This window comes from Bacillus tianshenii (assembly GCA_020524525.2).
Taxonomy (GTDB): domain Bacteria; phylum Bacillota; class Bacilli; order Bacillales; family Bacillaceae_N; genus Bacillus_AV.
The window spans coordinates 2,694,733-2,721,681 of the sequence record CP129018.1; the positions used below are offsets into that span (position 1 = coordinate 2,694,733).

Here is a 26,949-nt window from a genome sequence, read left to right on the forward strand (position 1 = left end):
TTAACAATATGAACAAATTCTTAACAATTTGCTTATTGAAGGCTAACATTTAATTATAAATATTCTAAATATTTTTGATGTTAGTCAAACTAACAATTCGAAGGGGGAATTTTTTATGTTTAAGAAGTGGGCGATGTTAACCATGGCTTTCGTATTAGCATTAGGCGTACTTGCTGGCTGTGGAGCTCGTAATCAAGAAAGTTCGAGTGCACCTGCAGAAGGTGAAGGTGGAGAAGGTCAAGCATCTGATGAGAAAATCGTTGTGAAGTTTTCGCACGTTGTAGCTGAAAATACGCCAAAAGGTCAAGCAGCGAACATGTTTGAAGAATTAGCTGAGGAATATACAGGTGGAAAAGTTGATGTGCAAGTATTCCCTAACTCCCAGCTATACAATGATGACGATGTATTAGCAGCTGTTCAACAAAACAATGTTCAATTAGCAGCTCCGGCAACATCTAAAGTGTCAAAGCTTTTCCCAGAGTGGACGATCTTTGACTTTCCATTCGCATTTCCTAATGTAGAAGCCGTTCAAGCAGCAATGGAAAGCGAAGAAATTGGTGGAAAACTATTTGGCATGTTAAAAGAGCAAAACCTATATGGTCTTGCAATGTGGGATAACGGTTTTAAACAAATGACACTTGATGAAAAGCCACTTATTAAGCCTGAAGATTTTGAAGGGCAAAAGTTCCGCGTTATGTCTAGTAAAGTTCTTGAAGCTCAATTTGAGGCAGTAAATGCAAATCCTACACCAATGCCTTTCAGTGAAGTATACAGCGCACTTGAGCAAGGTGTTATCGATGGACAGGAAAATACACTTTCAAACATTTACTCTAAGAAATTCCATGAAGTACAAAAATATATGACAATCAGTAACCACGGTTACCTTGGCTATGCAGTAATTACAAATGCTGAATTCTGGGAAGGACTTCCAGAAGACGTACGTGAAGGTCTTGAGCAAGCACTAAATGAAACAACTACTTGGGTACGTGAAAATGGACAGCGTTTGAATGATGAAGAATTAGAAAAAATCAAAGCTGATGGCACACTTGAAGAAATTCATGAACTAACTGATGAAGAGAAACAAGTTTGGATGGAAGCAATGGACCCAGTTTATAAGCAATTTGAAGAAGAAGTTGGGAAAGACTTAATCGATGCTGTTAAGGCATTACGTAATTAATGTTAGATGAGGGGGAGCACTTTCCCCCTTTTTATAACCAAAACCTTTCTTGCCTCACCATTGGTTATGAACAACTCTACTTTCCTCATATTTAATATTTATTAATACTGAATCTTCTACTTATACCCAGGCGTATGATTTTTTATTGAAATGGATTTTCTAGAAAGAGGGGATTGAACGTGAAAGTCCTTAATACACTGTTAAACCGCTTAGAAGAAATTGCAGTCGGACTTGCCCTTGTCGTTGGCGTTACGCTTACATTTATTGAAGTTGTTTTACGCTACGGTTTTGGAGGCTCACTTGGCTTTACACATGAACTTGTCGTTTATTTATTAATTTTTACTGGCTTAATTGGTGCTTCGATTGGGGTACGTGAAAAGGTTCACTTAGGTGTAGATTTAGTCGTTCAACAATTTCCTTACTCCATTCAAAAAGGTATTACAATATTAACACTTTCCGTCTGTACGTTGTTTTGCTTCTTAATTGCATTGTTAGGTTATCAGCACATCCTAATTATTATGGAATTTGGACAAGTAACACCAGAAATGGAAGTACCTCTTTACGTTCCTAAAGCAATCGTTCCACTTGCATTCGGATTAATGTCAATTCGTTTTATTCAAGAAATTGTGAAAGTAATCAAAACACCTGCAGAGCTTGTCCTACATCAAGAAGGAGGGGTGAAATAATGCAAGCTGCTAAACTTGAGTCAAACACACCGGAAATTAATAAGCCAGGTTCACCACTGAAGCGTCTTTTCTCAGCCTTATGTGTTTTGCTTTCTTTAGGCGGGACAGTCTATGCAATGCAAACAGGAAACATGGGGCTTGCACTTTTCACCATATTATTCCTGTTCTTACTGCTCGGTTTACCAATTGCAATCTCATTGGGTCTTGCATCACTCGTAACAATTTATTATTTTACAACTGACCCATTACCTGACTTAGCAGGTAAAGTTTTTTCAGGCTTAAACAGCTTTCCACTAATGGCAATTCCATTCTTCGTCCTTGCTGGTAATATCTTTACCACAGGGGGAGTTGCAAAACGATTAATTAACCTTACGAATGCTTGGGTTGGCCATATACCTGGAGGATTATCGATTGCGGGCGTTGTTTCCTGTGCCCTATTCGCTGCCATTTCTGGCTCTTCACCAGCAACAGTTGTTGCTATCGGGGGCATCATGATTCCAGCGATGGTTAAGAACAATTATGATAAAAGCTATGCAGTCGGTTCGATCTCAACTGCCGGTTCACTCGGCATCCTTATACCGCCAAGTATTCCGATGATCGTATATGCAGTTACAGTTGAGCAATCTGTGGGAAAATTGTTTTTAGCAGGTATTGTGCCTGGTATTCTTCTAATGTCACTACTTGCTTTTGTTAGTTTCTATCGTGCGAAAAAATTCAACTTTGCCCGTGCAGAAAAAGCCACATTTGGCGAAAGAATGAAAGCACTACGACAGGCAGTCTGGAGCTTATCCTTGCCAATTATCGTAATCGGTGGAATTTACAGCGGGATATTTACACCAACTGAATCAGCTGCTGTGGCATGTATTTTCGGTCTTATTGTCGGCTTGTTTCTTCATAGAGATTTAAAGCTTAAGGATATCCCTGGAATTCTTGTTGATTCGAGCAAAACAACTGCAATGCTATTTTTCATCATTACGATGGCAATGGTATTTGCTCACATCTTAACTCTTGAACGTATTCCACATTCAATCGCTGAGTTAATTACAGATTGGAATGTTGGTCCGATTGTCTTCTTATTAATCGTAAACGTATTGTTATTCTTTGCAGGACAATTTATGGAGCCAACTGCGATTATTACGATTTTAGCTCCAATTCTTTTCCCAGTTGCAATGGCACTCGGAATTGATCCAATTCACTTCGGTATTATCATGGTAGTGAATATGGAAGTCGGTATGATTACACCGCCTGTAGGCTTAAACCTCTATGTTGCCAGCGGGATAACGGACATGCCTCTTATTGACGTAACAAAAGCTGCAGTTCCTTGGCTTATTGCCGTCGTTGTCGGTCTTATCCTTGTCACATATATACCGGCAATCAGCTTGTGGCTTCCAAACTTATTATACGGACTATAAAAAGAAGCGGCGCCTCTTTGGCAGCCGCTTCTTTGCTTATTCTTTAATGTGGTGATTCGAATACGCTTCCGATGCACAGGACGTGACGCTCTTAGGCAGGGTTCCTTTGATCCAGCTGCGAAAGCCAAACCGTCGGGCTGCTTCACCCCTTCCTCCGAAAGCAAAAAACGGCTTTCTATGTCAGGAGTTCCACCAGCCGATCGGTTTAAGCAGGCTTTCTCCGCTTTTCTATATTTTAAAGGTTTCTTTTCGGACGGTTAGTCTTTCGAGGAAGCCTCTGTCTACGATTACACCGATTCCATGTTGGTCTGGTACTTGCATTGTGCCGTTTTGAACGGTCCATTCTGGTTTTACGATGTCTTGTTCCCAGTAACGGGATGAAGCTGATAGATCACCAGGGTAAACGAAATTGTCCAATGTTGAAATTGCGACATTGTGGGCGCGGCCAATACCTGATTCTAATAATCCTCCACACCAAACAGGAATGTTATGCTCCTTGCATAAGTCGTGAATTCGCTTAGCAGCTGTAATGCCGCCGACTCGACCAATTTTCAAATTAACAACTTTGCATCCTCCTAATTGGACAGCCTTCTTTGCAGATTCGTAAGAAGTAATGCTTTCGTCTAAACAGATTGGCGTTTGAATTTGTTTTTGTAATAAAGAATGTTCGATTATATCATCAAACCCAAGTGGCTGTTCAATCATTAAAAGGTTATACTCATCAAGTGCTTGTAAGTCTTCGATATCATTCAAGGTATACGAACTATTGGCATCTGCCATAAGAGGCAGATTAGGAAAGCGTTCACGGATAGGGGCAAGGATTTCTCTATCTTTCCCAGGCTTGATTTTGACTTTCACCCGTTCATACCCTTGGGCAAGATATTCATCGATTGCTTTAAGCATATCTGAAACAGGTTGAATCCCTACCACGACACCTGCTTTCACTTGTTTTCGTTTTCCGCCAATTACCTCTGCCAATGGCTTCTTCTGTCGCTTAGCAAATAGGTCCCACACAGCTTCATCTAGCGCTGACTTCGCCATATAATTCCGCTTATAAAGCGATAATTCTTCCAACAAGTCTTCTGGTCTACCAAGTGGCTTTTGGAAAACTTCAGGAATGAACACATCCTCAAGAATATGCCATGCCCCATTAATCGTTTCTTCTGTATACCACGGAACAGCGAATGCTGCACATTCTCCCCAACCTGTTTGTCCTTCTTCATCTTCCATTTCAACAATTATAAATGGTCGCTTTGTAATTGTTCCATAGCTTGCTGCAAAAGGCATTTTCAAATTCATCTCAATATGGTGAAGCGTAATTTTGCGAATTTCCAACAGTTTCACATCCTCGTTATTCATTCATACGTTTCACTATCTTTTCATTTACCCATTTTTTAAGTGTTCGTCTTAATAATTTTTTCGAAGCATTACGTGGAAGTTGCTCTACCTTATAGAAAATCTTTGGCACTTTATATGAAGCAAGCTTTTGAGAGCAAAAATGAATTAATTCATCTACAGATGCTGATTCACCTTCTTGAAAAACGACAAACGCCGCAGGCACCTCTCCCCACTTTTCACTTTCGACACCACATATACCTGCTTCTTCAATTGCCTCATGTTCCAAAAGCACACTTTCAATTTCGGCAGGATAAACATTCTCTCCTCCTGAAATAAGCAAATCACTACGTCGGTCAAGAACATATAGAAATCCATCTTCATCTAGAAACCCAATATCTCCTGTGTAAAACCAGCCATCTTGAATGGCTTCACGTGTCGCATCACGTCTACGATAATAACCATTTGTTACGTTAGGTCCTTTTACAACAATTTCCCCAGCTTCATCAGACCGTGCTGCTCGTCCGTCTACCTCAATTCGAACAGAAGCAGGATATAGCGGCTTACCTGCTGAACCAAGCTTTGAAAGCATATATTCAGGGGCCAACGTTACAACTTGTGAAGCAGTCTCAGTCATTCCATACGTTTGAAAAATAGGAATATTACGTCCCTTGCACTCTTCAAGCAACGGCATCGGCGCAGGGCCTCCGCCAAGCAGGACACATCGCAATGATTTCGGATAAGCTTGTTTCCCTTGCTGCTTCAGCATTTCTGTTAACATTGCACTTACCACAGAAATCATCGTCACATTGTTTTCTTCGATTGACTTATTTACCTCATTAGGGTCAAAACGTTCGTGCAAAACAACCGTAATGCCATAAAACATCGCTCTCATTAGAATTGATAAGCCACTGACATGAAAAATCGGTACACAAGCTAACCAACGATCATCAGCATGAAGACCAAGGTTTAACGATGAACCAATCGCACTCCACCAATGATTTCCGTACGTAAGCTGAACTCCTTTTGGCTTTCCAGTCGTCCCTGATGTGTACATAATTGTATGTAATTCCTCTAGCTCAAACGTTTCTCTTAAAACAATGGGACCAGCTTGCTTCTCTTGTTGTAGCTGCTTAAAAGAATAAGAATGTACAGACGGTAAGTTTGTTGTTATTTGATCGGCCACGTCTCCAAAATCTTTATCATAAAAAAAGGAAGAAACATGTGCATCATTCATTTGCCAAACAATTTCTTCCATAGTAAGGCGAACATTTAACAGTACACAAACCGCCCCAATTGATTCTAATGCGCGAATAAGCACGACGCTCTCAACCCGGTTTTTAATAAGCAAACCACAATTGTCTCCAGGTTTGACACCTACTGCAGCTAACTGAGCGGCCATTTTCTTTGTTTCATGCAATAATTCTAAATAAGTGATTGTTTGTTTTTCCGTAATAATTGCCGGCCTATCAGGCGTTAAATTTGCTCTTTGTAAAAGCCAGTTCGGCATTGTTTCTGACATTGTTCTCACACCCTTGTTGTTCTCTCCTTATTCTAACAAAGAAAAAGGACACATGCTTCTATTGAAGCAGTGTCCTTCGATTGAGTCAAACGCTCACAAATGGCTTACGGGAAGCGTGGGAATTGCTTGAAATCAGGTGTACGCTTTTCTTTAAATGCGTCGCGCCCTTCTTTTGCTTCATCAGTTGTATAATAAAGCAATGTTGCGTCCCCGCCGAATTGTTGCAGACCAGCTAGTCCATCTGTATCGGCATTGAAAGAAGCCTTTAAGAAACGAAGTGCTGTTGGTGACTTTTCAAGCATTTCCTTACACCATTGCACAGTTTCTTCTTCAAGCTTTTCAAGCGGAACTACTGTATTGATTAAGCCCATGTCCAATGCTTCCTGCGCAGTGTATTGACGGCATAAATACCAGATTTCACGTGCTTTCTTATGCCCAACCATACGAGCAAGAAGTCCAGCACCATAACCAGCGTCAAAGCTTCCAACTTTCGGTCCTGTTTGACCGAAAATTGCATTATCTGCTGCAATTGTAAGGTCACAAACGACATGAAGAACATGCCCGCCGCCAATTGCATAGCCTGATACCATTGCCACAACCGGCTTTGGTGTCACACGAATTAAACGTTGTAAATCTAATACATTTAGACGTGGAATTTTATCTTCGCCAACATATCCTCCGTGCCCGCGAACTTTCTGATCGCCTCCTGCACAGAAAGCGTCATCTCCTGCACCTGCTAAAATGATAACACCGATGTTTGAATCATCGCGTGCATATGCAAACGCATCAATTAATTCATTTACTGTTTGCGGACGGAATGCATTACGAACCTCTGGACGGTTAATCGTAATCTTCGCGATTCCATTATACGTTTCATACAAAATATCTTCGTAGTTACGTTCTTGTACCCATTCAACTGCCATTCCTTATGTACCTCCTTAAAGACTGCACGTAGATGTGCTTTCTAAAATTATGAATGCTCTTTCAAAGCATCTACTACTATTTTAGCAAAGATTTTTGGTTCTTCCAGATGAATTGTATGGCCTGCATGATCAATTACTTGATGAAATGCGTTTGGAATAAGCTTTTTCATCTTTTTTGCAATTGTAAAAAATTTTTCATCCTCCTCGCCTGTTAACAAAAAAACAGGAAAATTGAATGTATTTAACTCATTCCACCATGAAGGCTGTTCACCTGTTCCCATTCCTCGCAAGCTGTTCGCTAAACCGCGTGGGACATTTTTTAGCCTTTGTTTCGTTTGCATTTCCTTCACTGCATCAGGTAAACGTTTTTGAGAGGCGAATAATGGAATGTTACCCCATTTCCCCACAAACCATTCCATTCCTTCTTGCTCAATTTTATTAGCAAGCATCCGATCTCGTTCACGTCGTTCTTCACGCTCTTCTTCTGTTTGTAGCCCTGGAGAGCTGCTTTCAAGAATAAGCTTGTGCACACGCTCTGGATAAATACTTGCAAATGATAAAGCAGTACGGCCTCCCATTGAATAGCCAAGCAGTGTCACTTTTTCCAAACCAAGCTGATCAAAAATTTCTTTTAAATCTTCAACGACTTCTTCCATTTGGTAACGCGCTTCATCATGCGGCTTTTCTGTTTTCCCATGCCCAATTAAATCAATTAACACAACTTGAGATGCTTTTGAAAACTCTTCTACGAAAGGGAACCAATCGGCTGTAGAGCCTGTGAAACCGTGAAGGAGAACAAGTGGTTCGCCTTCCCCTTTCGTTTCAACATAGTAGTTCACATTACGAATTTTCATGACGCAACGCCTCACTTATATGCTGTTGAACGTCCTTCCAAAGCTGGCGATGAAGCTGTTCATTGTCAACGCGGTTTGTCGGGACTTCAATAACGTGGAGACCACTAGCTTCAATACTTTCTGCTAAAGCTTCATTAAAATGCTCCCAAGCTGTAGCTTTGGTATATTTTCCGCCATACATCTTAACCGCATACTCGAACTCTAAGCCATGTGGGGTGCCAAACAATGATTCAAAGTGCTCAGCCTGTTTTGATTGAGGAAGAAAAGAAAAAATTCCCCCTCCATCATTATTCACCACAATAATTGTTGCATTCAACTGATACATTTTTGCTGCAAGCAAACCATTCAAATCATGATAAAAAGATAAGTCACCAATTAACAGCACAAGCGGTGATTTCACAGTGCTTACACCAAGAGCACTGGAGACGACGCCATCAATTCCATTTGCACCTCGATTTGCAAAAGTTTCAATATCCTTTGAATGGTTCAATAAAAATGTATCTAAATCGCGTACAGGCATACTGTTTCCAACAAAAACAGATGCTTGTTGCGGTAAAGCGTTCATTAAATACTTCACAACATGTCCTTCAAAGAATCCCTCTTCATAAATAAAACCATTGATTACACCTTTAGCCATGTCATTCGCTTTAACCCAACGATTTAACCATTCAAATCGAGCTGGTCGCTCATCAATGACTTCAATTATTTGCTCACAAAAAGAAACTGGGTCAGCATAGATCATATGAGAGGCCAGCAATGTCGGTTCACGCCAGCCACTATCATTATCAACAACCATTTGGCGGATGTGTGGGTACTTCTTCAAAAACAGCATGTAAGCCTTTGAAACAGGCATCGCTCCGAAGCGGATAACCACTTCCGGAACAAGCTTTGTCGTAATTTCTTCATCTCGAAGAAACGCATCATATGTTTCAATTACAAGCTCTTTCGAATGACTTCCTCCACGAAGCTGTGATAATGGGTCAGCTAGAATTGGCCAGCCAAGTGCCTCAGCTAACTCAACAACTGCTCGAGGCAAATGTTCATCCTGTTGTGGTCCACAAACAATCAAGCCTTTCTCAACATGTTCAAAATATGAGATATAATGCTCTAATTCAGGTTGACTCAATGTTTTCTTCCCTGTATTAACCTGAACGTAAGGCTGTTGTTCCTCTCTTGCAGTATATGTAAGCATCTCTTGCTCAAGTGTCGGAATTAATGGTTCACGCAATGGAAAATTCAAATGTACAGGTCCAGCTGGTTCAGCATTCGATACGGCTGCGGCCCGTCCTGCTACTGTACGAACATAGCGGATAATCTGCGAGGAATTATCTGGTAAAGCCATTTCCGAAAACCATTTCACATAACTTCCGAATAAGTCGATTTGATTAATCGCTTGAGGAGCTCCGATATCACGAAGCTCATGGGGACGGTCTGCAGTTAAAACGATTAACGGTACACGTGATTGCTTCGCTTCGACAACAGCTGGCATATAATTTGCAGCAGCTGTACCAGAAGTACAAACAATTGCTGTTGGTTTCTTACTTGCCTTTGCCATCCCTAACGCAAAAAAAGCCGCAGAACGCTCATCAATATTCACCCAAGTTTCCATTCTTGGGTGTTGAGCTGCGGCCATGGCGATCGGAGTGGAGCGAGAGCCTGGACTTATTACGAGACTGGTCACTCCTGTTCGAACTAATTCATCAATAAAGGCAAATACATAAGAACTTAAAGGCTCATTCAGGGACATTTATTCTTCCTCCTATCGCCGAAAGCATGGGACGGAATTTTACGTTTGTTTCGTTATATTCACTTTCAGGAGTTGAGTCTCCAACAATACCGCACCCAGCAAATAAAGACACTTCTTTTCCTTGCAACAGACCAGAGCGGATCGCAACAGCAAACTCACCGTTCCCTTGATAATCGATCCAACCAATAGGAGCTGCATACCATCCTCTTTCAAGTGCCTCATGCTCACGAATCTTCTCAAGTGCTACCTTGCGTGGGTACCCTCCAAGGGCTGGCGTTGGATGTAAATGTCCAACTACTGACAATAAAGAAACATTCCCTTTTGCCCTACCCACTACAGGTGTATATAAGTGTTGAATATCTCGAGCTTTATATAAAACAGGCTTTTCCGGAATATCGACTTCATTACAGCACAGTTCCATTGCAGAACGAATCATATCCACAACGATCTGATGCTCGTGAAGGTTTTTTCGGTCATCTAACAACACTTGCCCTAATTGTTGGTCCTCTTGAGCTGTAGCACCGCGCTCAATTGAACCAGCAAGACATGTTGAAAGAAACTCTTCATTTTCTCGTCTGACTAGTCGTTCAGGAGACGCTCCTAAGAAACAGTCATCTTCAAATTGAAAAGCGAAAATGTAGCTAGTAGGCTGTTCATGTTTTAATCGTTTTAGCACCTGTTCTGCGAGCAATGCTTTATCCATGCCAATTCGTAACTCACGAGCGAGTACAACTTTTTCATATAATCGATCACGAATCTCTCGGGCAAGGTCATCTACTGCCTCTAACCACTCTTCCTTCGCCTTTTCTTCAACAAAAGTAAACTTATTTTGTCCAGCTGAAGAAACAGAATGAATGGCTGAAAACATTTCATTTTCCAGCTTTACAAGTTCATCTGCTTTTCCATCTATATTATCCTCTTCATTAACCACTACATTCACCGTTAACCATGTTTGTTCTTGCGTTCGAGAAACAATAAATTGGGGAAGCACAAACTTCGTATTAGAAAATTGCTTCCATAGCATTGGATTTGTATTTTTGTTTTCATCAAACGCAAATCCACCTAAAAGCATCGGGCCTGTTCCTTGTGGTCCGTTGTCAGGAGCAATCACCGCATGCTTCACAATTTCTTGCCATTTATAGGCTACTTCTGTATAACGGTCTTCTGTAACCGCTTCCACCGTTTTTACCGCGCCAATAGCAGCCATTTGCAAGACACTGTTAGGTTCTGCCCAATATATTCGTTCTTTTATATTTAACGCTCTAGCAGCTGCAAAAACAGCGAGTGGAGAACAATCGTCAAGCTTCTTCACCATACTTACGAGGATATCTCTCGATTGTTCTTTCGCTTTTTGCACCCCAAGAGCTAGTTGCTCTGTTACAAGTTCCTGTTGAATTGCAACCATGATTGCTCCCTCCATAGGCAATTTCGCACAAAATCAGCTTATTTTAAGATACAACGCAAGTTATAGAGTGTCAATATAAGCATACCACGTTTCCCTACGCATTTAACATTGAAAGACTTCCCGAAGTGTGCTGTATTTCCCAAAGGTTCAATATAATCTGCGAAAAGTGCGAATGAATTCAAAGTAATTCTAGGCCTTAAAACAACATAAAAATGCCTGCTCCCTTATTTTCTTTAAGGAAACAGGCATCTAATAACGTAACACTCCTACGTCGCTCTCCATATTCATCACCCTTTTCTAGTTTCTGGCTTGCTCTAACATCTTCTCTAACTGATCAACTGTAAGGCTCTTCATAAACTGCGAAAAATCATAAGCTGCTTCTAAACCATGTTTGCGACAACTCTCCAAATAAAATTTCCAAGCTGGTCTATACTTTTCCATGTTTACCGCCTCCTGTTTTATAACAGTTAATGTTTTATTGATTACTATTATATAACAAAGAATATGGATGTCAATAAAATATATGTATTTTGGGCTTCATTTTTTAAAAAATTTTTGGGTATTCTTAGTCTGTGTAAAATAAAGAAATATGGGTGAAACTTCTTTTGATTAAGCTAATGAGCATGAATACTGAAAAATATTGACACCATCAGGTTGATTCCCTAAACTTAAATGTGAACAAAAATTGAAAATACACTCCACATAAAAACCTTCTATTGGTGTTTTAGGAGCAAAAAGATATAACAAGGGAGAGAGACCCGATGCAACAACATATTGAAAAGAGTCATGAAGCGGTTATCTCTACGCCTCCGAAGAAAAGCTGGAGAACATGGTGGCGTTTATTACGACCGCATACATTAACAGCAGCATTTGTACCTGTATCAATTGGAACAGTACTTGCTTTAAAGGATGGGGAATTTCATTTATTGCTTTTTGCTGCAATGATGTTTGCGAGTATTCTTATTCAAGCAGCCACAAATATGTTTAATGAATACTACGACTTCAAGCGTGGACTTGATAATGAAAAATCGGTTGGAATTGGTGGGGCAATTGTCCGAGAAGGTGTTTCACCGAAAACCGTATTAAATCTTGCTTTTACGTTCTTTGGCATCGCAACCTTACTTGGTATTTATATATGTATCAACAGCTCTTGGTGGGTAGCTGCAATTGGAACAATTTGTATGATTGCAGGCTACTTATATACAGGCGGACCGCATCCGATCGCCTATACGCCATTTGGAGAAATTGTTGCAGGGTTATTTATGGGCCTTACGATTATTCTGCTGTCTTATTTCATCCAAACCGGCACTGTTACAACAGCAAGCATTCTTGTGTCTGTACCAATTTCCATTCTTGTGGGTGCGATTTTACTTGCGAACAACATTCGCGACCTTGATGGTGATAAAGAGAATGGACGAAAAACATTAGCGATCCTTCTCGGTCACAATAAAGCCGTATTGTTTTTAACAGGTATGTTTGTTGTTTCATATTTATGGATGGTCTCACTTGTCGTTGCAGGCATGTTCTCTGCTTGGTCGTTAATTGTTTTTATTAGTGTTCCAAAAGCAATCCAAGCTGCTAAAGGATTTAAAGGAAAGACATTACCAGTTCAAATGATGCCAGCAATGCAAGCAACAGCTCAAACAAATACACATTTCGGTTTCTTATTAGCATTGGGACTATTAATTAGCTACATTCTTTAAGACACGGCGTTTTTAATTGCCGTGTCTTTTATATATTACATATAGTTAGGGGAGAATGAGTCAATGAATGAAAAAACAAACTACAGTAACACGATTATGGAAGTACTTGGGATTGAAAATGTAGAAATAACGAAAGATAAACTTGTCTTATCAATGCCAGTCGGTCCAAAAACACACCAGCCAATGGGACTTCTTCATGGTGGCGCATCTGTTGTACTTGCTGAAACAGCCGCAAGTATCGGCACATGGATTAACATCGATTCTGAAAAGTACGCACCTGTCGGGTTAGAAATAAACGCCAACCATATTCGCGGTAAAAAAAGCGGCACCGTCTACGCTACCGCAACCCCACTTCACAAAGGCCGCAAAACATTTGTATGGGATATTCAAATTACCGATGAACAAGAAAAATTAATATGTATCTCCCGCTGCACAGTGGCAGTAATTGAAAAACAATAATCCCAAAACAAAAAGGATGCTCCAACCTACATTGCCCCATACTAACAAGAAAAGCGGAGGCGGCTTGAACAGGTGCGACAAGCATAAGGCAGGTTGTTACAGGGACCGCTTTTTGTCCCTGTAACAAGATGACTTATGACCTCGAGCACCTAGCCGCCGCAGCTAGATCAAAGAAAAGCGGAGAAAGGCGTTTAGGCTGTCCGATTGCTGGAAGCTTTACACAGAGAAAGCCGCATTTTGCTTTCGGCGCATTAAAAGGAACGTCGGTTAAGAACGAAACATCCTGTTTCAACACCGACGCTAGCACATCCTGTGCGTCGGAAGCAACTCGCGCAGCCTGCCTTTCGCAGCTGGACATCTCGAAAAGCAGAGGCGGCTGGAACAGGTGCGACAAGCATAAGGCAGGTTGTGGAAGGGACCGCCCTTTGTCCCTGCAACAAGATGACTTATGACCTCGAGCACCTAGCCGCCGCAGCTGAAGCAAGAAAAGCAGAAAGGAGCATCCAAAATGCTAAGTGCAGAACAATTAAAGTACCTGCAAAACATTTTACTCACAAGACTTGACGAAATAAATGAACAATTAGATGAGGGTGAGCATTTCGGGAATGAGTGGGCGCATGCCCAGCAATCTGTAGGTGAACTCTCCAATTATGATAACCATTCAGGGGATACAGGCACTGAATTATATGAAAGAGAAAAGGATATCGCCTTAAATGAACACATTGAACAAGAGCGAAATGAAATCCATCATGCTCTTCACTCTATTCATGAAGGAACTTACGGGAAATGTGAGGTCTGTCAAAAACCAATTCCATATGAACGATTAGAGGTTCTTCCAACAGCACGATGCTGCATCAAACACACAAAGGAAAGGGCGCTCTCTAAAGATCGACCAATTGAAGAAGAAGTACTGGTTGACCCGCTTCATGCCTTCGATGTTAGTGAAGAGGCAAACTACTTTGATGGGGAAGATGCTTTCCAAGCTGTCCAGCGTTATGGAACCTCTGACACGCCGTCTGATTTCTTCGATAACACCATAACAAATTACAATGACTTAACAATTGAAGATGATGAAGGAACAGAAGGTGTGGAGGCTTTCGAAAATTTCATTGGTACAGATATTGAAGGACGAAACCTCACTGTATATCCAACTGAACTGCATGAAAAGTATGAAAGCCAACTTGATGAAGATGATGTACGTTTTCTGGAAGAGATGGGTTTAGATTTCGGAGACTTTGATGTTTTAAGTGATAAGGAACAATAAATTCAATGAAGAAGCCCCGGCGTTTGCCGGAGCTTTTTTAGTTTGTTTCACGTACATGTGAGTGAATGTCCCAAATTTCATCTGCATACTGTTGAATGGTCCGATCGCTTGAGAACACACCTGACTTTGCAATATTTACAATTGCCTTTTTTAACCATTCTCTACGATTTTCATATGCATTACCGACCGCCATTTGTGCTCTTGCATAGCTTGCAAAATCTCGCAACACAAAGAATTCATCGTTTTGAACAAGCAATGAGTCATAAATTTGTTCAAACTCGCTACTTGTTGCCGGTAGTGAACCATTTACAAGCTGTTCAAGCACAGTGTGGATCCGTTTGTCATGATGGTAATATTCAAAAGAGTTATAACCACCTCTTTGCTGATATGCAAGGACCTCATCTGCACTCAACCCAAATGTAAACATGTTATCATCACCGACAAGCTCATGAATTTCAATATTTGCTCCATCCATTGTTCCAAGTGTGATGGCTCCATTCATCATGAACTTCATATTTCCTGTGCCAGAAGCTTCTTTGCTTGCCGTTGAAATTTGTTCACTGACATCTGTAGCAGGTATTATATCCTCTGCAAGGGAGACACGGTAATTCTCCAAGAAAACAACTTTGAGGTAATCTCTTGTCTGTGGATCATGGTTAACTTTTTCAGCAAGAGTGTTAATCAATTTAATGATTTTCTTTGCATAATAATAACCTGGCGATGCCTTAGCTCCAAAAATAAATGTTCTTGGCGTGATACGATAATTCGGGTCTGCCTTCATTTGATTATACAAATTCATAATATGAAGGATGTTTAACAATTGCCGTTTATAAGCATGAAGACGTTTCACTTGTACATCAAAGATGGAATGTTCATCAACAATAATACCGGTTTCCTCTTTAATTCGCTCTGCCAACTGTCGTTTATTTGCTTGCTTTACCTCATATATACTATCTTGAAATGGCTTATCGTTTGCATATCTTAATAATTGTTGAAGCTGTTTCGGTTCTTGAACCCACTCTTCACCAATTCTTTCGTTTATTAAGTCAGCAAGCTTCGGGTTTGCTTTTAATAACCAGCGACGATGAGTAATTCCATTTGTCTTATTGTTAAATTTAGATGGATAATATTCATAAAAAAGCCGCATTTCTCGTTTTTTCAAAATTTCTGTATGGATTCTTGCAACCCCATTGATACTATGGCTCCCAACAATAGCTAAATGGGCCATCTTCACCATATCATGAGCGATTATCGCCATTTCCTCGATTCTGCTCCAATCGTTAGGATAGTGCTCCCATAATTCACGACAGAACCGTTCATTAATTTCGTCAACAATCATATAAACGCGCGGTAATAATTTACTAAAGATATCCACTGGCCACTTTTCCAAAGCTTCAGAAAGCGTCGTATGATTTGTATAGGAAATTGTATTCGTAGTAATATGCCATGCCTCTTCCCAACCAAGCCCTTGTTCATCCATTAATAAGCGCATAAGCTCAGGAATTGCTAAGACTGGGTGAGTGTCATTCACATGAATGGCGACATTTTTATGAAAATCGCGAACATCATTCGATTTTAAATAAGACTTTAAAATACTTTGTAATCCAGCTGAAACAAGGAAATATTGTTGTTTTAAACGAAGGATCTTTCCTTCCAAGTTCGTGTCATCAGGGTATAAAAATTCTGAAATCGCTTCTGTTTCCCGCTTATATTTCATCACTTCTCGGTCAGGGCGGTATGGTGAAGGCTCTGCACTCCAAAGACGCAAAGTGTTAACTGTTTTATTCTCATAGCCGATAACAGGCATATCATGCGGCACGGCTGTAACTGTTTCTGCATCCACATGGTGAAATGCCATTCTGCCGTTTGATGAGGATACGTCTACCCTTCCACCAAACTTTACTTCTACTGCAAGACCTGCCTTACGCACTTCCCATACATTCCCGTTTCGAAGCCACTGTTCAGGAAGTTCTACTTGATAGCCATTCACAATTTTTTGATCGAATAATCCATGCTTATAACGAATTCCACAGCCGTGTCCAGGGAGGGATAGTGACGCTAATGAATCAAGAAAACAAGCAGCAAGACGGCCTAACCCGCCATTTCCAAGCCCTGCATCTACTTCTTGCTCTTCAAGCTCGTCTAGTTCAATACCTAAGTCACGTAATCCTGCTTCACAAACCTCTCTAACACCAAGGTTCATAAGGTTACTACCAAGTAATCGACCAAGCAAAAACTCAATCGAAAAATAGTAAACCTGCTTTTGCCCTTCAGCTCGGTAACGTTCATTTGTTTGAATCCAATCTTGGCTGGCATATTCTCGCACAAGCATTCCTAATGTTGCATATTGTTCTTGAGGAGTCGAATCATCAAAGCTCTTCCCATAAACACGCTCGAACTTATCCAAAAAACGCCTTTTAAATGCTTCTTTATTCGAAAACATCCAGCTTCCACTCCCTTATTATGAATGACCCTTTTTACTAATCAACCCTTTAGGCTTGTGTATAACTCATCATATTCCTGTGCCGATTTCCGCCAGCTGTAATCCTGTTCCATTGCGTTACTCACTAACTTAGCCCATTTTTCTTGTTGATGATAAAAATGAATCGCGCGTTCAATCGTAAATAACATGTCATGAGCATTGTAATTCTTAAAACTAAATCCATTTCCTTCTTCGGTATATTCATTATAAGCTGTGATTGTATCGTTTAGCCCACCTGTTTCACGGACAATCGGAATAGCACCATAACGAAGAGCAATCAACTGCCCCAAACCACACGGCTCAAACCTTGAAGGCATTAAGAACATATCTGCTCCCGCATAGATTTGGTGTGCTAACTCTTCACTAAACCCTACCCATGCCTTGACTTTCTCAGGATATTCACGCTCCATCTGTTTAAAGAACTGTTCAAACTGCCATTCACCTGTACCTAGAAGAACAAGCTGAACATCATTCTGCATTAACTCATGAAAAATACGGACAAAAAGATCGAGTCCTTTTTGTTGCGTTAACCGAGAAACGATAGCGATCACAGGTGTATTCTCTGCTTCTGGCAAGCCAGACACTCGCTGCAATGACAACTTATTTAAATTCTTATTTTCAAGTTCTTTACTTGAGTAAGGCTGAGAAAGATATGGATGATCTTTAGGATTATAGAGCTCAGAATCTATACCATTTACAATACCGTATAATTTATATTGATGAGCTCGTAAAAATCCATCAAGACCCTCCCCATAATAAGGCATCAAAATTTCATTGCGATATGTAGGGCTCACCGTTGTGACGATATCAGAAGCAGCAATACCACCTTTCATAAAGTTCAGCTGTCCGTAAAATTCTAATTGTTCCATTGTGAAATAGGACTCATCCAAATTCAGAAGCTCATGAAGCATCTGCTTCGGAAAAACACCTTGAAACTGTAAATTATGAATCGTGAAAACCGTCCTAATATCTTGATACAGACGATTTCCACGATATTGGGCTTGCAATAAGAAATTTACCATGGCAGTATGCCAATCATGAGAGTGAATAATATCAACTTCAAAGTCCAAGTATGGAATTGCTCTTAAAACAGCTTTCGAAAAGTAAGCAAAACGCTCACCGTCATCGAAATCACCATATAAAGCAGGACGTTTAAAGTAATATTCGTTGTCAATAAAGTAATACGTAATATTGTCGTGTACCAATGTTTCAAGTCCAGCATATTGCTGACGCCAACCGACCTGCACATCAAACTCCGCTACCTCTTTCATCTTTTCTGTATACTCAGAGGAAATAAGTGCATATTTCGGAAGAATCACGCGAACTTCATGTCCAAGCCGCTTTAATTCTTTCGGAAGGGCGCCGGCAACATCTGCCAGCCCCCCTGACTTAATAAATGGTACACATTCTGATACGACAAACAATATATTCACGAGTTCATCATCGCTCCTTGTGTCATTCCTTTACGTACGACAACTGGAACCTGAGCGGTACCAATAACATGTGCGCCAGATTGGATTCGTGCATCTTTGTCAATCACGGCTCCATCAATAATTGCGCCATCCTCTATCGTACATTTTTGCATAATTATGCTATTTTTAATAACAGCGCCTTTCCCAATATGTACAGCTCTAGATAAAATACTGCTATCTACAGTTCCATTTATGATACAGCCATTAGCAACTTGCGAGTTCGTAACCAATGCCTCTTTACCATAGCGTGTTGGTGGTTCGTCTTTAACTTTTGTATAAATCGGATTTGCATTCAAAAACAGATTACGCCACATATCTGGGCACAGCATTTCCATACTATGTTTATAATAACTATCCACTGAATCAATAATTGCAGTATAGCCATCATGCTCATAGGAATGTATATTCAAACGGTCACGAAATACCGCAATAAAGTCACGCATATTAATAAACGGTTCATATTTATAGGTTTGGATAAAATCAAGTAACAGTGACTTTTCTAAAATAGCAATATTTAATGGACGTCCTTGATAACAAACTTCTGTTATATCTGCATGACTTTCGATATGGCGATTTAAAACCTTTTTAAAATCAAGGTTATAAATAACATTACTATCCGCAATCACTGCATATTTCTGTTGAGTTCGATAGAAGTAGTCAATATGGTGTTGAAAGTAATCAAAGAAGCCGTTGAAATATTCCTGCCCTGATGTTGGAGGGAAAAAGAAAAGGCCACCGCGTTTACGGTTTAAATCCCAATCACGTCCAGAACCAAGATGGTCCATTAATGAGCGGAAACGATCTTTTGTAAAGATAGCTACACTATGGATGCCTGAATTCACTAAGTTTGAAAGCGTAAAATCAATTAAGCGATACCGTCCACCAAACGGCACAGCAGCTAACGACCGGACTTCTGTTAAATCTCTCATCGCCTTTGTCTCCGTCATTGCATCAATGATTCCAAGCATTGTTTTACGCAACCGATACACCCCTTTTAATTAGTAAAGAATCATTTTTTATCGGAATAGCTCTGTACCTACACCTAACAATTTTATGTTGGGACTACATCCTCTTTCGCCACTAATACGATTTGGTCAGTACCTTCTTCAGGACGAATAACTGTTCCATCCTCAACTTTCATACCATCTGCAACAATTGCTCTTTCTATTACACAATTATTCCCAATTGTTGCACCTGGCATAACAATCGTATCTTTCAAAACACTTCCCTCTCCGATACTAACTCCCGGGAACAGTACAGAGTGTTCTACAGTTCCCAACACAAAACAGCCTTCATTTACAAGTGATTCTTTAACTATAGCTTGAGGTGCGATATATTGAGGCGGCTGATTTGGGTTCACCGAATAAATGCGCCATTGATGGTCATTAAGCTGAAGCTCGGGTGTTTCTTCTAACAAGTCCATGTTTGCTTCCCATAAACTTTTTACTGTTCCAACGTCTTTCCAATAACCATTGAAAGGATACGTCGTTAACTTTAGTTTTTCTTCAAGTAATAATGGAATAACATCCTTCCCAAAGTCATGAGAGGAGTCTACATTTCGATTGTCCATCTCTAAATATTTTTTAAGTACAGGCCACCTAAAGACATAGACACCCATTGAAGCTAAATTGTTTTTTGGTTTTGCAGGTTTTTCTTCGAATTCAATAACTTCCATATTTTCATTCGTATTCATAATGCCAAAGCGACTTGCTTCGTCCCACGGCACTTCAATCACCGAGATCGTGCAATCTGCATTTTTTTCAATATGATAATCAAGAAGTAGCGAATAATCCATTTTATAAATGTGATCGCCAGAAAGGATAAGAACATGTTCCGGCTGGTACTGTTCGATGAAATTAAGGTTTTGATAGATTGCATTTGCAGTCCCTTTGTACCAACGGCCGCCATCTCGCTCCATATACGGAGGAAGAACGGTCACCCCGCCATGCTTTCTATCTAAATCCCATGCACTTCCAATACCAATATAGGCATTTAAGACAAGTGGTTGGTATTGCGTCAGGACACCAACAGTATCAATATTAGAGTTTGTGCAATTACTTAGTGGAAAATCAATAATCCGATACTTTCCTCCAAACGGCACGGCAGGCTTCGCTATGTTTCTTGTCAGCAAACTGAGCCTGCTCCCCTGTCCCCCAGCCAGTAACATCGCTACACATTTTTTCTGGTGCATCATTATCGTTACGCTCCCTTCGCTTCTTCTTAAATACGATAAAGGCAAACGGCGGAATTGAAATTTCCATCTGACACGGTTGACGGTGATAAGGTTCAGCAATACTCTTTATCTTCGGCTTATTCCTTCTACCAGTCCCACCAAACACTTCTGCATCACTTGAAAAGACTTCTTGATAGACTCCCTCTTCAGGTACGCCAATTTTGTATTTCTCAAATTCAAATGGACTAAAGTTAAATACAAATACTAAGCGCTCTTCTAACCCCTTTCCATTTCGCACAAAAAGGAGAATTCGCTGATGAGCATTATCAGGTTCGATCCATTCGAACCCTTCAGGCTGATCATCGCATTCCCAAAGCGCAGGCTCATTTCGGTAAAACTCTAACAACGCTCTACTATATTCATGTGTTGCACGATGCATGCGAAAATCTAGTAAATTCCAATCAAGGTCTTCAAGGTCTTTCCATTCATCAAACTGTCCAAATTCACTTCCCATAAAAAGCAGCTTTTTACCTGGATGAGCCGTCATAAACCCTAATAAGAGCCGTAGTTGGGCAAATTTTTCTTCGTACGTACCTGGCATTTTATTTAATAGGGAACGTTTGCCGTGAACGACTTCATCATGGGAAAAAGGCAAGATAAATTTTTCAGAATAAGCATAGACCATGGAAAAGGTCATCAAATTATGCCAGCTCTTTCGCTCGTGAACATCCTTTTCCATGTATTTCAAGATGTCATTCATCCAACCCATATTCCATTTATAAGTAAAGCCCAGCCCGCCTTCAGATGGTTCGGATGTAACCTTCGACCAATCTGTTGAATCTTCTGCAATCATTAATACACTATCATCGTAATGATTGACAGCTTGGTTCAATTTTTGCAAAAACTTAACCGCATATTCATTCTTATAATATCCACCGTCTCCGTGCATATCCCAAAAAAGCATATTCGCCACTGCATCAACGCGAAAACCATCAATATGATATTTATCCATCCAAAAAATCGCATTGGAGATTAGAAAGCTATGAATTTCACTTTTCCCAAGGTCAAAGTTAGCCGTTCCCCATACTTCATTCTCTCTTACATATCCATTCTCATATTCAAATAGTGGTTCCCCATCAAACATAAATAACCCGTGCCCATCTTTGCAGAAATGGCCAGGAACCCAATCTAAGATGACTCCAATCCCCTTTTGGTGGCATCGATCGACAAACGCCATGAATTCATGTGGTGTTCCATAACGACTCGTCGCTGAATAATAACCTGTTCCTTGATAACCCCACGAGCGATCGAATGGATGTTCGATTATCGGAAGTAGTTCAATATGGGTAAAACCTTGCTCTACAACGTAATCCACAAGCAGGTCCGCTAACTCTACATAAGAATAAAGTGAACCGTCCTCTTTCTTTCTCCATGTACCGAGATGAACTTCATAGATAAACATCGGCTTAGAAGCATCTTTATCAAATTGACGCTTAAGCATCCACTCTTCATCCTTCCATTCGTACCCTTCTAGATCATATACAATGGAAGCTGTTTTAGGTCGTAATTCTGAGAAAAATGCAAACGGATCACATTTATGCAGCACGTCGCCTGATGCTGTAGTAATTTCATATTTATAATGATCACCTATAGAAACATTGGAAAAAAAGCACGACCAAATTCCTTCATTATTTACTCTTTTTAACTCGAAGCCTTCACGATTCCAACCATTAAATTCTCCAATAACGGCTACTTTCTTCGCATGAGGTGCCCAAACAGTAAAGCGCACACCATTCAACCCATTTTCAGTTGCGATATGCGCACCGAAAGTACAATAACTTTGAAATAATCGGCCTTCATGAAATAAGAAACTCTCAAATGAAGTAGGATGAATTGCTGTCAAGATTAGATGCCTCGCTTTCTTTTCAGTCATCCAACACAAAATAATATACGAAAACTATTTAAATAGTTAATTCAATAAAAATAAAAGTATCCCTCTTTTTGAAACGTTAAAATATTATGAAAATAATTAAGAGAATATTGAGAAAAGATGTTTGATAAGTAAAAAGTCCGGGGAATAAAATCTGTGAGACGAAAGTTATAGATAGAAAAAAATAGAGAAGACAGGGTGCCTTCTCTTAATAAAATAGTACCTCAATTTGAGGATTTGTCTACCAACCAACCTCAGTATAGCAAAACCGTAAAAAGAAGGCAATTATGCTTTTAAAAGGAATTAGATATATATTTAGGCTCTATTACAACATTTTTCTATTGAACTCTCTTACGTTTAAATAGAAACCTTTCATATTTACAGCAAAAAACCCCTTTACCTAAAAAGGTAAAGGGGTTTATAGAAGTGACCCGTACGGGATTCGAACCCGTGTTACCGCCGTGAAAGGGCGGTGTCTTAACCACTTGACCAACGGGCCATGATCATTTTCTTGTAAGTGTCTGGCGGAGAAGGAGGGATTTGAACCCTCGCGCCGTTCACACGACCTACTCCCTTAGCAGGGGAGCCCCTTCAGCCACTTGGGTACTTCTCCCTTTTAGAGATGGCGGTCCGGACGGGACTCGAACCCGCGACCTCCTGCGTGACAGGCAGGCATTCTAACCAACTGAACTACCGGACCAATTATGGTGGAGGATGACGGGATCGAACCGCCGACCCCCTGCTTGTAAGGCAGGTGCTCTCCCAGCTGAGCTAATCCTCCGAGCTATATTATTTGCTTTGTCAAATCGACTTTAGTAATATACCATGCTCTTAAATAGCCTGTCAATAACTTCACAAGAAAAAAATTCCCTCTTTTGTTATAATAGATAATATGAAAACATATTATGAAGAAGTGAGGAAATTTTTTTGCTAATCGATACTGGCGAACGCGTCGTTCCAGAGTTTATGAAACCAATTAACCGCCTCCTATTAGAGCATGTTGCTCGTTATGATTTTGCCATTCATTATTCAAATGGACGTCTGTTAGATATTGCCTGCGGGGTAGGCTATGGAGCCCAAATGATTGCAAAGGCTGCAAAAAGCCGTTTAAATGAAATTGTTGCTGTTGATCTATCTGAAGAAACAATTGAATATGCACGTGGAAGATACCACCACCCACTTATTTCCTACCGAGTATACAACGCTGAAGATAAACAGCTTCCTGAACAATTAGGGTTATTCGATACAATTGTTAGCTTTGAAACACTCGAACACTTGCCAAACGATCGTCAATTCTTATCTAACCTCTATTCAATGTTGAAGCCAGGGGGACAGCTAATCCTTTCAACTCCGTTTGGGGAAGGACGTGGAAAGCCATGTGGTTCTCCCTTTCATGTTCATCAACTTAAAATCGAAGAATTCCAGAGCTTATTTGCTCAATATAAGGAAACAGAATTTTACTTTCAACGTGGTTCGCTAATTGAACCACAGCGGAAAAACATTGAATACCCAGTAGGCATTGCCGTTTGCACAAAATAACACTTTCGGCTATTTGTTTTTTTACAGCGAGATAAGGGAAAACTAAACATAACAAAATTTATTTTCAAGAAAGGAACTGAGCATTGACCGTCTTAATTATTTGCCAGCACTGCAAAGGTAGCGGAAAATTAACCAAGCTCCCCTTTCTGCCAATGCAGAAAGAATGTCCACATTGTGATGGAAGTGGCAAAGTAGATTCACTCCGAACTGTGAAATAGAAGAAAGCCCCTGCCAATTTGAAGCAGCGGGCTTTCTTTATTGAGAGATTAAATTTTAAATTGGACTGGCTGTAAGTCTTTCGTAATCGGTACCATTCTGTAGCCGCTTTTATGTAAATAGATTAATAGCTTTTCTAAATGCTGAAGGGTTGTTTTTCGTTCATGCAATAAAATAACTGGAGGCCGCTCACCCTTTGAGACAATTTGAAGTTGATTAATTACCGCTTGAATATAGCGACTGTCTTGATATTTCCAATCACGAGAGTCAATATTCCAGTCCCACATCACGTAACCCCACTCTTCTACTGTTTCACGATATGACTTTTTCATATATGGAACACTCCCATATGGCGTACGTATAAGCAATGTAGAGGTACCTGTAGTTTCCTCAAGTGTTTGTCTTGCCATATTCATTTCATTAAGAGAAGAATAGCGAGATGCATAAAATTTATCTTTACGATGCGTCATGCTATGGAGCCCAAGCCCATGACCTTGTGCAGCCATCTGCTTAACTTCACTTGGGTGTTTTTTTATATTCGGGCCCAGCATAAAGAAAGTAGCCTTTGCATTATATTTATCTAACAATGTAAGAATCTCCCCCGTCACCGTTGATGGGCCATCATCAAATGTTAAATAAACGACTTTCTTATTTTCTTCTGACTGAGTTTCATTTTCATTTTCCGATGGTGTTGGAAGTGGTGTTTGCTCTTTCTCTACTTGCTCTACTCCTGCCTTCACATCTGCTGTTATCGCCTTCGCCGGCTCCCTGACGCTTAAGATACTTAACACCACCAGAAGACAAATTACCCCAATCATACTTAAATATTTTTTTCTTTCAGACAAAAAAATCCCCCCTTAGACAAAACTAACCAATATCCTCATATATGAGTATACCGTGATTGATCTAAGAGGGTTACAAAAAATTAACAACCAATTAATTTTCTATACAAATACGGTGAATAACTGAAATCGTTTGATACTGATTTTTCACCCATACATTTGCGCCATCTACTCTTACAACTTCGCCTTCAATGGTTTCATTATACCGCGAGAAATATGTGCCGTTTGTTTTCACTTTTTTACCTAATTGAATCATTTAATAAATGCTCCTTTTAGTCATGTTAAGCAGAAGAATGTTCTACTTGTTCACCATTTCACTTCTTAATTTCATAAGAATCTTAACATCTCATCTTTAAAATTTATTAATAACAATGTATCAATCTTGTTACAAAAAATAATGCGTTTTCATAAAGAAAATTGCTAAGCAGAAAAAACAGTTTTAATAGAAAATCTCTTTTCAAAAGCAACTTTTTTTAGGTTCACACGTCATTAAAAGAAACGTTCAACTAGGGGGTAAAGAAGTGATGTACGCGCCCGCTTCTCTATGGAAAAACGATAAATTCGTTCGCATGTTTTCAGCTTATTCGGTCTCAATCTTTGGGGATTGGTTCGATATGATCGCAGTCTTTGCAATTGCAGCCTATCAATGGAACGCCTCCCCTGTCATGATTGGCGTATTATCAATTATTTATTCTTTACCAGGCATCTTATTCGGTTCATTAGCTGGGAATATCGCGGATAGAATGAAGAAAGTAAATATCATGGTAACAGCTGATTTGCTTAGCAGCTTGCTTACATTTGGGTTATTTTTTACTAACAACCTTTATATCGCTTCTATTTTACTTTTTCTACGTTCAACTGTTGCTTTATTCAATGCTCCTGCACAACAAACCTTAACAAGATATGTTGTACATGAAGACCACCTTTTGAAAGCTACGTCACTAAATGGCATTGTCCTACAGCTAGGCAAGGTTGCCGGCCCACTGGCTGGAGGTGCAATTCTAGCTATGTTCAGTGCTAAGTTATGTATTCTTATAAATGCAATAAGCAGCATTATTTCAGCATCTATCTTATTTACACTGTTAACCATTGAAGAGAATAAGCCTTCCGAATCAACTGACATAAAAGAAAGTAAAATGGACCAATTTCTCGGAGGCTGGAAAATCGTCTTTCAATATAAGATTCTTCTTCATAGCTTTTTGTTCGCTATGATTGGTCTCTTTGCATTACAGCTTGTTGATTTACAATTTGCAACCTTACTTCGTAACTTTGCGGCTGATTCCCCAGAGCTTCTTGGTTATCTTATTGCCGCTAGTGGCTTTGGAGCAATTGTTACCATTACATTCATGAACCGCAAGAAAAGTATTCGCTATGGAGTAAATTTCGGGCTTGGATTCTTACTTGTCGGAACAGGGTACGCAAGCCTTGGGTTCCTTCAATCAGGGATGCCACATTTATATCCAGTTATTGCAGGATTTTTTATTGGTGCTGGCAATGGGTTATTCTTAGTAGCTTTTAATTTTCTTCTGCAAAAAGAAACCCCAAAGAATGCTGTTGGTCGAGTGTTTGGCATTCAGAATACACTTTCTAGCTTTATTATGATTACTGCCCCCTTAATTGGCGGCTATGTTGTTGATCTTATTGGTGTGCAGCTTGTCCTGCTTACAATCGGAGTCTTACTCTGCGCCTTTGGTATAGCCGGCTTTGCCTTTCAACATCTGATTTGGCCAAGAACCTCTTCTTCTACGAAAGCAAAGCCTCAGCTTCCTTTAGAACAACAAAGGTGACTCCTCTATGTAGGGTCACCT

General features: G+C 40.1%; 22 protein-coding genes and 4 tRNA genes. 8 read left to right on the forward strand and 18 right to left on the reverse strand.

Annotation, left to right across the window (positions count from 1 at the left end):
• Positions 1-115: 115 nt before the first annotated feature.
• The 3 genes from LC040_13690 (at position 116) to LC040_13700 (ending at position 3,275) form a co-directional block, all read left to right on the forward strand.
• Positions 116-1,177 carry a TRAP transporter substrate-binding protein gene (locus LC040_13690; protein ID WLR50316.1) on the forward strand — a complete coding sequence of 354 codons (1,062 nt, stop codon included), beginning with the start codon at positions 116-118 and terminating at the stop codon, positions 1,175-1,177.
• A 179-nt stretch (positions 1,178-1,356) separates the two neighbouring features.
• Entirely contained in the window at positions 1,357-1,863 is a 507-nt protein-coding gene (locus LC040_13695) for a TRAP transporter small permease (protein WLR50317.1), read from the forward strand.
• The gene (locus LC040_13700) at positions 1,863-3,275 is read left to right on the forward strand and encodes a TRAP transporter large permease subunit (GenBank protein WLR50318.1); all 1,413 of its coding nucleotides are present in this window, start codon (positions 1,863-1,865) and stop codon (positions 3,273-3,275) included. Before LC040_13695 ends, LC040_13700 begins: the two co-directional genes overlap by 1 nt.
• Positions 3,276-3,503: 228 nt before the next feature.
• Here the strand turns inward: LC040_13700 and menC are convergent, their stop codons facing one another.
• The 7 genes from menC to LC040_13735 form a co-directional block, all read right to left on the reverse strand.
• Complete coding sequence (gene menC, locus LC040_13705) at positions 3,504-4,610, reverse strand: o-succinylbenzoate synthase (protein ID WLR50319.1); 1,107 nt, start codon at positions 4,608-4,610, stop codon at positions 3,504-3,506.
• Positions 4,611-4,626: 16 nt separating this feature from the next.
• Positions 4,627-6,132, reverse strand: coding sequence for an o-succinylbenzoate--CoA ligase (locus LC040_13710; GenBank protein WLR50320.1), 1,506 nt, complete (start codon positions 6,130-6,132; stop codon positions 4,627-4,629).
• 104 nt (positions 6,133-6,236) lie between these two features.
• Complete coding sequence (gene menB / locus LC040_13715) at positions 6,237-7,055, reverse strand: 1,4-dihydroxy-2-naphthoyl-CoA synthase (GenBank protein WLR50321.1); 819 nt, start codon at positions 7,053-7,055, stop codon at positions 6,237-6,239.
• A gap of 47 nt (positions 7,056-7,102) precedes the next feature.
• On the reverse strand, positions 7,103-7,909 hold the full coding sequence (gene menH / locus LC040_13720; protein WLR50322.1) for a 2-succinyl-6-hydroxy-2,4-cyclohexadiene-1-carboxylate synthase: 807 nt from the start codon (positions 7,907-7,909) through the stop codon (positions 7,103-7,105).
• Positions 7,896-9,656, reverse strand: coding sequence for a 2-succinyl-5-enolpyruvyl-6-hydroxy-3-cyclohexene-1-carboxylic-acid synthase (gene menD / locus LC040_13725; GenBank protein ID WLR50323.1), 1,761 nt, complete (start codon positions 9,654-9,656; stop codon positions 7,896-7,898). Before menD ends, menH begins: the two co-directional genes overlap by 14 nt.
• Positions 9,643-11,061 (reverse strand): isochorismate synthase, encoded by a 1,419-nt coding sequence (locus tag LC040_13730; GenBank protein WLR50324.1) that lies wholly within the window; start codon positions 11,059-11,061, stop codon positions 9,643-9,645. Before LC040_13730 ends, menD begins: the two co-directional genes overlap by 14 nt.
• A gap of 297 nt (positions 11,062-11,358) precedes the next feature.
• Complete coding sequence (locus LC040_13735) at positions 11,359-11,502, reverse strand: hypothetical protein (GenBank protein ID WLR50325.1); 144 nt, start codon at positions 11,500-11,502, stop codon at positions 11,359-11,361.
• Positions 11,503-11,822: 320 nt separating this feature from the next.
• On the opposite strand from LC040_13735, the gene LC040_13740 reads away from it, so the two are divergent.
• The 3 genes from LC040_13740 to LC040_13750 all read left to right on the forward strand — a co-directional run bounded on the left by LC040_13740 (position 11,823) and on the right by LC040_13750 (position 14,487).
• Positions 11,823-12,764, forward strand: a complete 942-nt coding sequence (locus LC040_13740; protein WLR50326.1) for a 1,4-dihydroxy-2-naphthoate polyprenyltransferase — start codon at positions 11,823-11,825, stop codon at positions 12,762-12,764.
• Between the two features lie 63 nt (positions 12,765-12,827).
• Complete coding sequence (locus LC040_13745; GenBank protein WLR50327.1) at positions 12,828-13,223, forward strand: hotdog fold thioesterase; 396 nt, start codon at positions 12,828-12,830, stop codon at positions 13,221-13,223.
• A 508-nt stretch (positions 13,224-13,731) separates the two neighbouring features.
• Positions 13,732-14,487: a TraR/DksA C4-type zinc finger protein gene (locus LC040_13750; protein ID WLR50328.1), complete on the forward strand. Its 756-nt coding sequence runs from the start codon at positions 13,732-13,734 to the stop codon at positions 14,485-14,487.
• A 37-nt stretch (positions 14,488-14,524) separates the two neighbouring features.
• Here the strand turns inward: LC040_13750 and LC040_13755 are convergent, their stop codons facing one another.
• The 9 genes from LC040_13755 to LC040_13795 form a co-directional block, all read right to left on the reverse strand.
• Positions 14,525-16,930, reverse strand: a complete 2,406-nt coding sequence (locus LC040_13755) for a glycogen/starch/alpha-glucan phosphorylase (GenBank protein ID WLR50329.1) — start codon at positions 16,928-16,930, stop codon at positions 14,525-14,527.
• Between the two features lie 41 nt (positions 16,931-16,971).
• On the reverse strand, positions 16,972-18,402 hold the full coding sequence (gene glgA / locus LC040_13760; GenBank protein ID WLR50330.1) for a glycogen synthase GlgA: 1,431 nt from the start codon (positions 18,400-18,402) through the stop codon (positions 16,972-16,974).
• A complete protein-coding gene (locus tag LC040_13765) occupies positions 18,399-19,421 on the reverse strand; it encodes a sugar phosphate nucleotidyltransferase (GenBank protein WLR50331.1) in 1,023 nt (340 codons plus the stop codon). The genes glgA and LC040_13765 overlap by 4 nt, the downstream gene beginning before the upstream one ends.
• Before the next feature lie 71 nt (positions 19,422-19,492).
• Positions 19,493-20,608, reverse strand: coding sequence for a glucose-1-phosphate adenylyltransferase (locus LC040_13770; protein WLR53296.1), 1,116 nt, complete (start codon positions 20,606-20,608; stop codon positions 19,493-19,495).
• Positions 20,511-22,517 (reverse strand): 1,4-alpha-glucan branching protein GlgB, encoded by a 2,007-nt coding sequence (glgB, locus tag LC040_13775; protein WLR50332.1) that lies wholly within the window; start codon positions 22,515-22,517, stop codon positions 20,511-20,513. Before glgB ends, LC040_13770 begins: the two co-directional genes overlap by 98 nt.
• A gap of 454 nt (positions 22,518-22,971) precedes the next feature.
• Positions 22,972-23,043, reverse strand: a tRNA-Glu gene (locus LC040_13780).
• Between the two features lie 23 nt (positions 23,044-23,066).
• A tRNA-Ser gene (locus LC040_13785) sits at positions 23,067-23,157 on the reverse strand.
• A 10-nt stretch (positions 23,158-23,167) separates the two neighbouring features.
• A tRNA-Asp gene (locus LC040_13790) sits at positions 23,168-23,244 on the reverse strand.
• Between the two features lie 5 nt (positions 23,245-23,249).
• Positions 23,250-23,325 (reverse strand) — tRNA-Val (locus tag LC040_13795).
• Between the two features lie 146 nt (positions 23,326-23,471).
• Here LC040_13795 and LC040_13800 point away from each other — a divergent pair.
• A complete protein-coding gene (locus tag LC040_13800; protein WLR50333.1) occupies positions 23,472-24,083 on the forward strand; it encodes a methyltransferase domain-containing protein in 612 nt (203 codons plus the stop codon).
• A 266-nt stretch (positions 24,084-24,349) separates the two neighbouring features.
• Here the strand turns inward: LC040_13800 and LC040_13805 are convergent, their stop codons facing one another.
• Both LC040_13805 and LC040_13810 read right to left on the reverse strand, forming a co-directional pair.
• Positions 24,350-25,144, reverse strand: a complete 795-nt coding sequence (locus tag LC040_13805) for a polysaccharide deacetylase family protein (GenBank protein ID WLR50334.1) — start codon at positions 25,142-25,144, stop codon at positions 24,350-24,352.
• A 91-nt stretch (positions 25,145-25,235) separates the two neighbouring features.
• Positions 25,236-25,397 carry a hypothetical protein gene (locus LC040_13810; protein ID WLR50335.1) on the reverse strand — a complete coding sequence of 54 codons (162 nt, stop codon included), beginning with the start codon at positions 25,395-25,397 and terminating at the stop codon, positions 25,236-25,238.
• A gap of 268 nt (positions 25,398-25,665) precedes the next feature.
• On the opposite strand from LC040_13810, the gene LC040_13815 reads away from it, so the two are divergent.
• Positions 25,666-26,928: an MFS transporter gene (locus LC040_13815; GenBank protein WLR53297.1), complete on the forward strand. Its 1,263-nt coding sequence runs from the start codon at positions 25,666-25,668 to the stop codon at positions 26,926-26,928.
• The last annotated feature ends 21 nt before the right edge of the window (positions 26,929-26,949 follow it).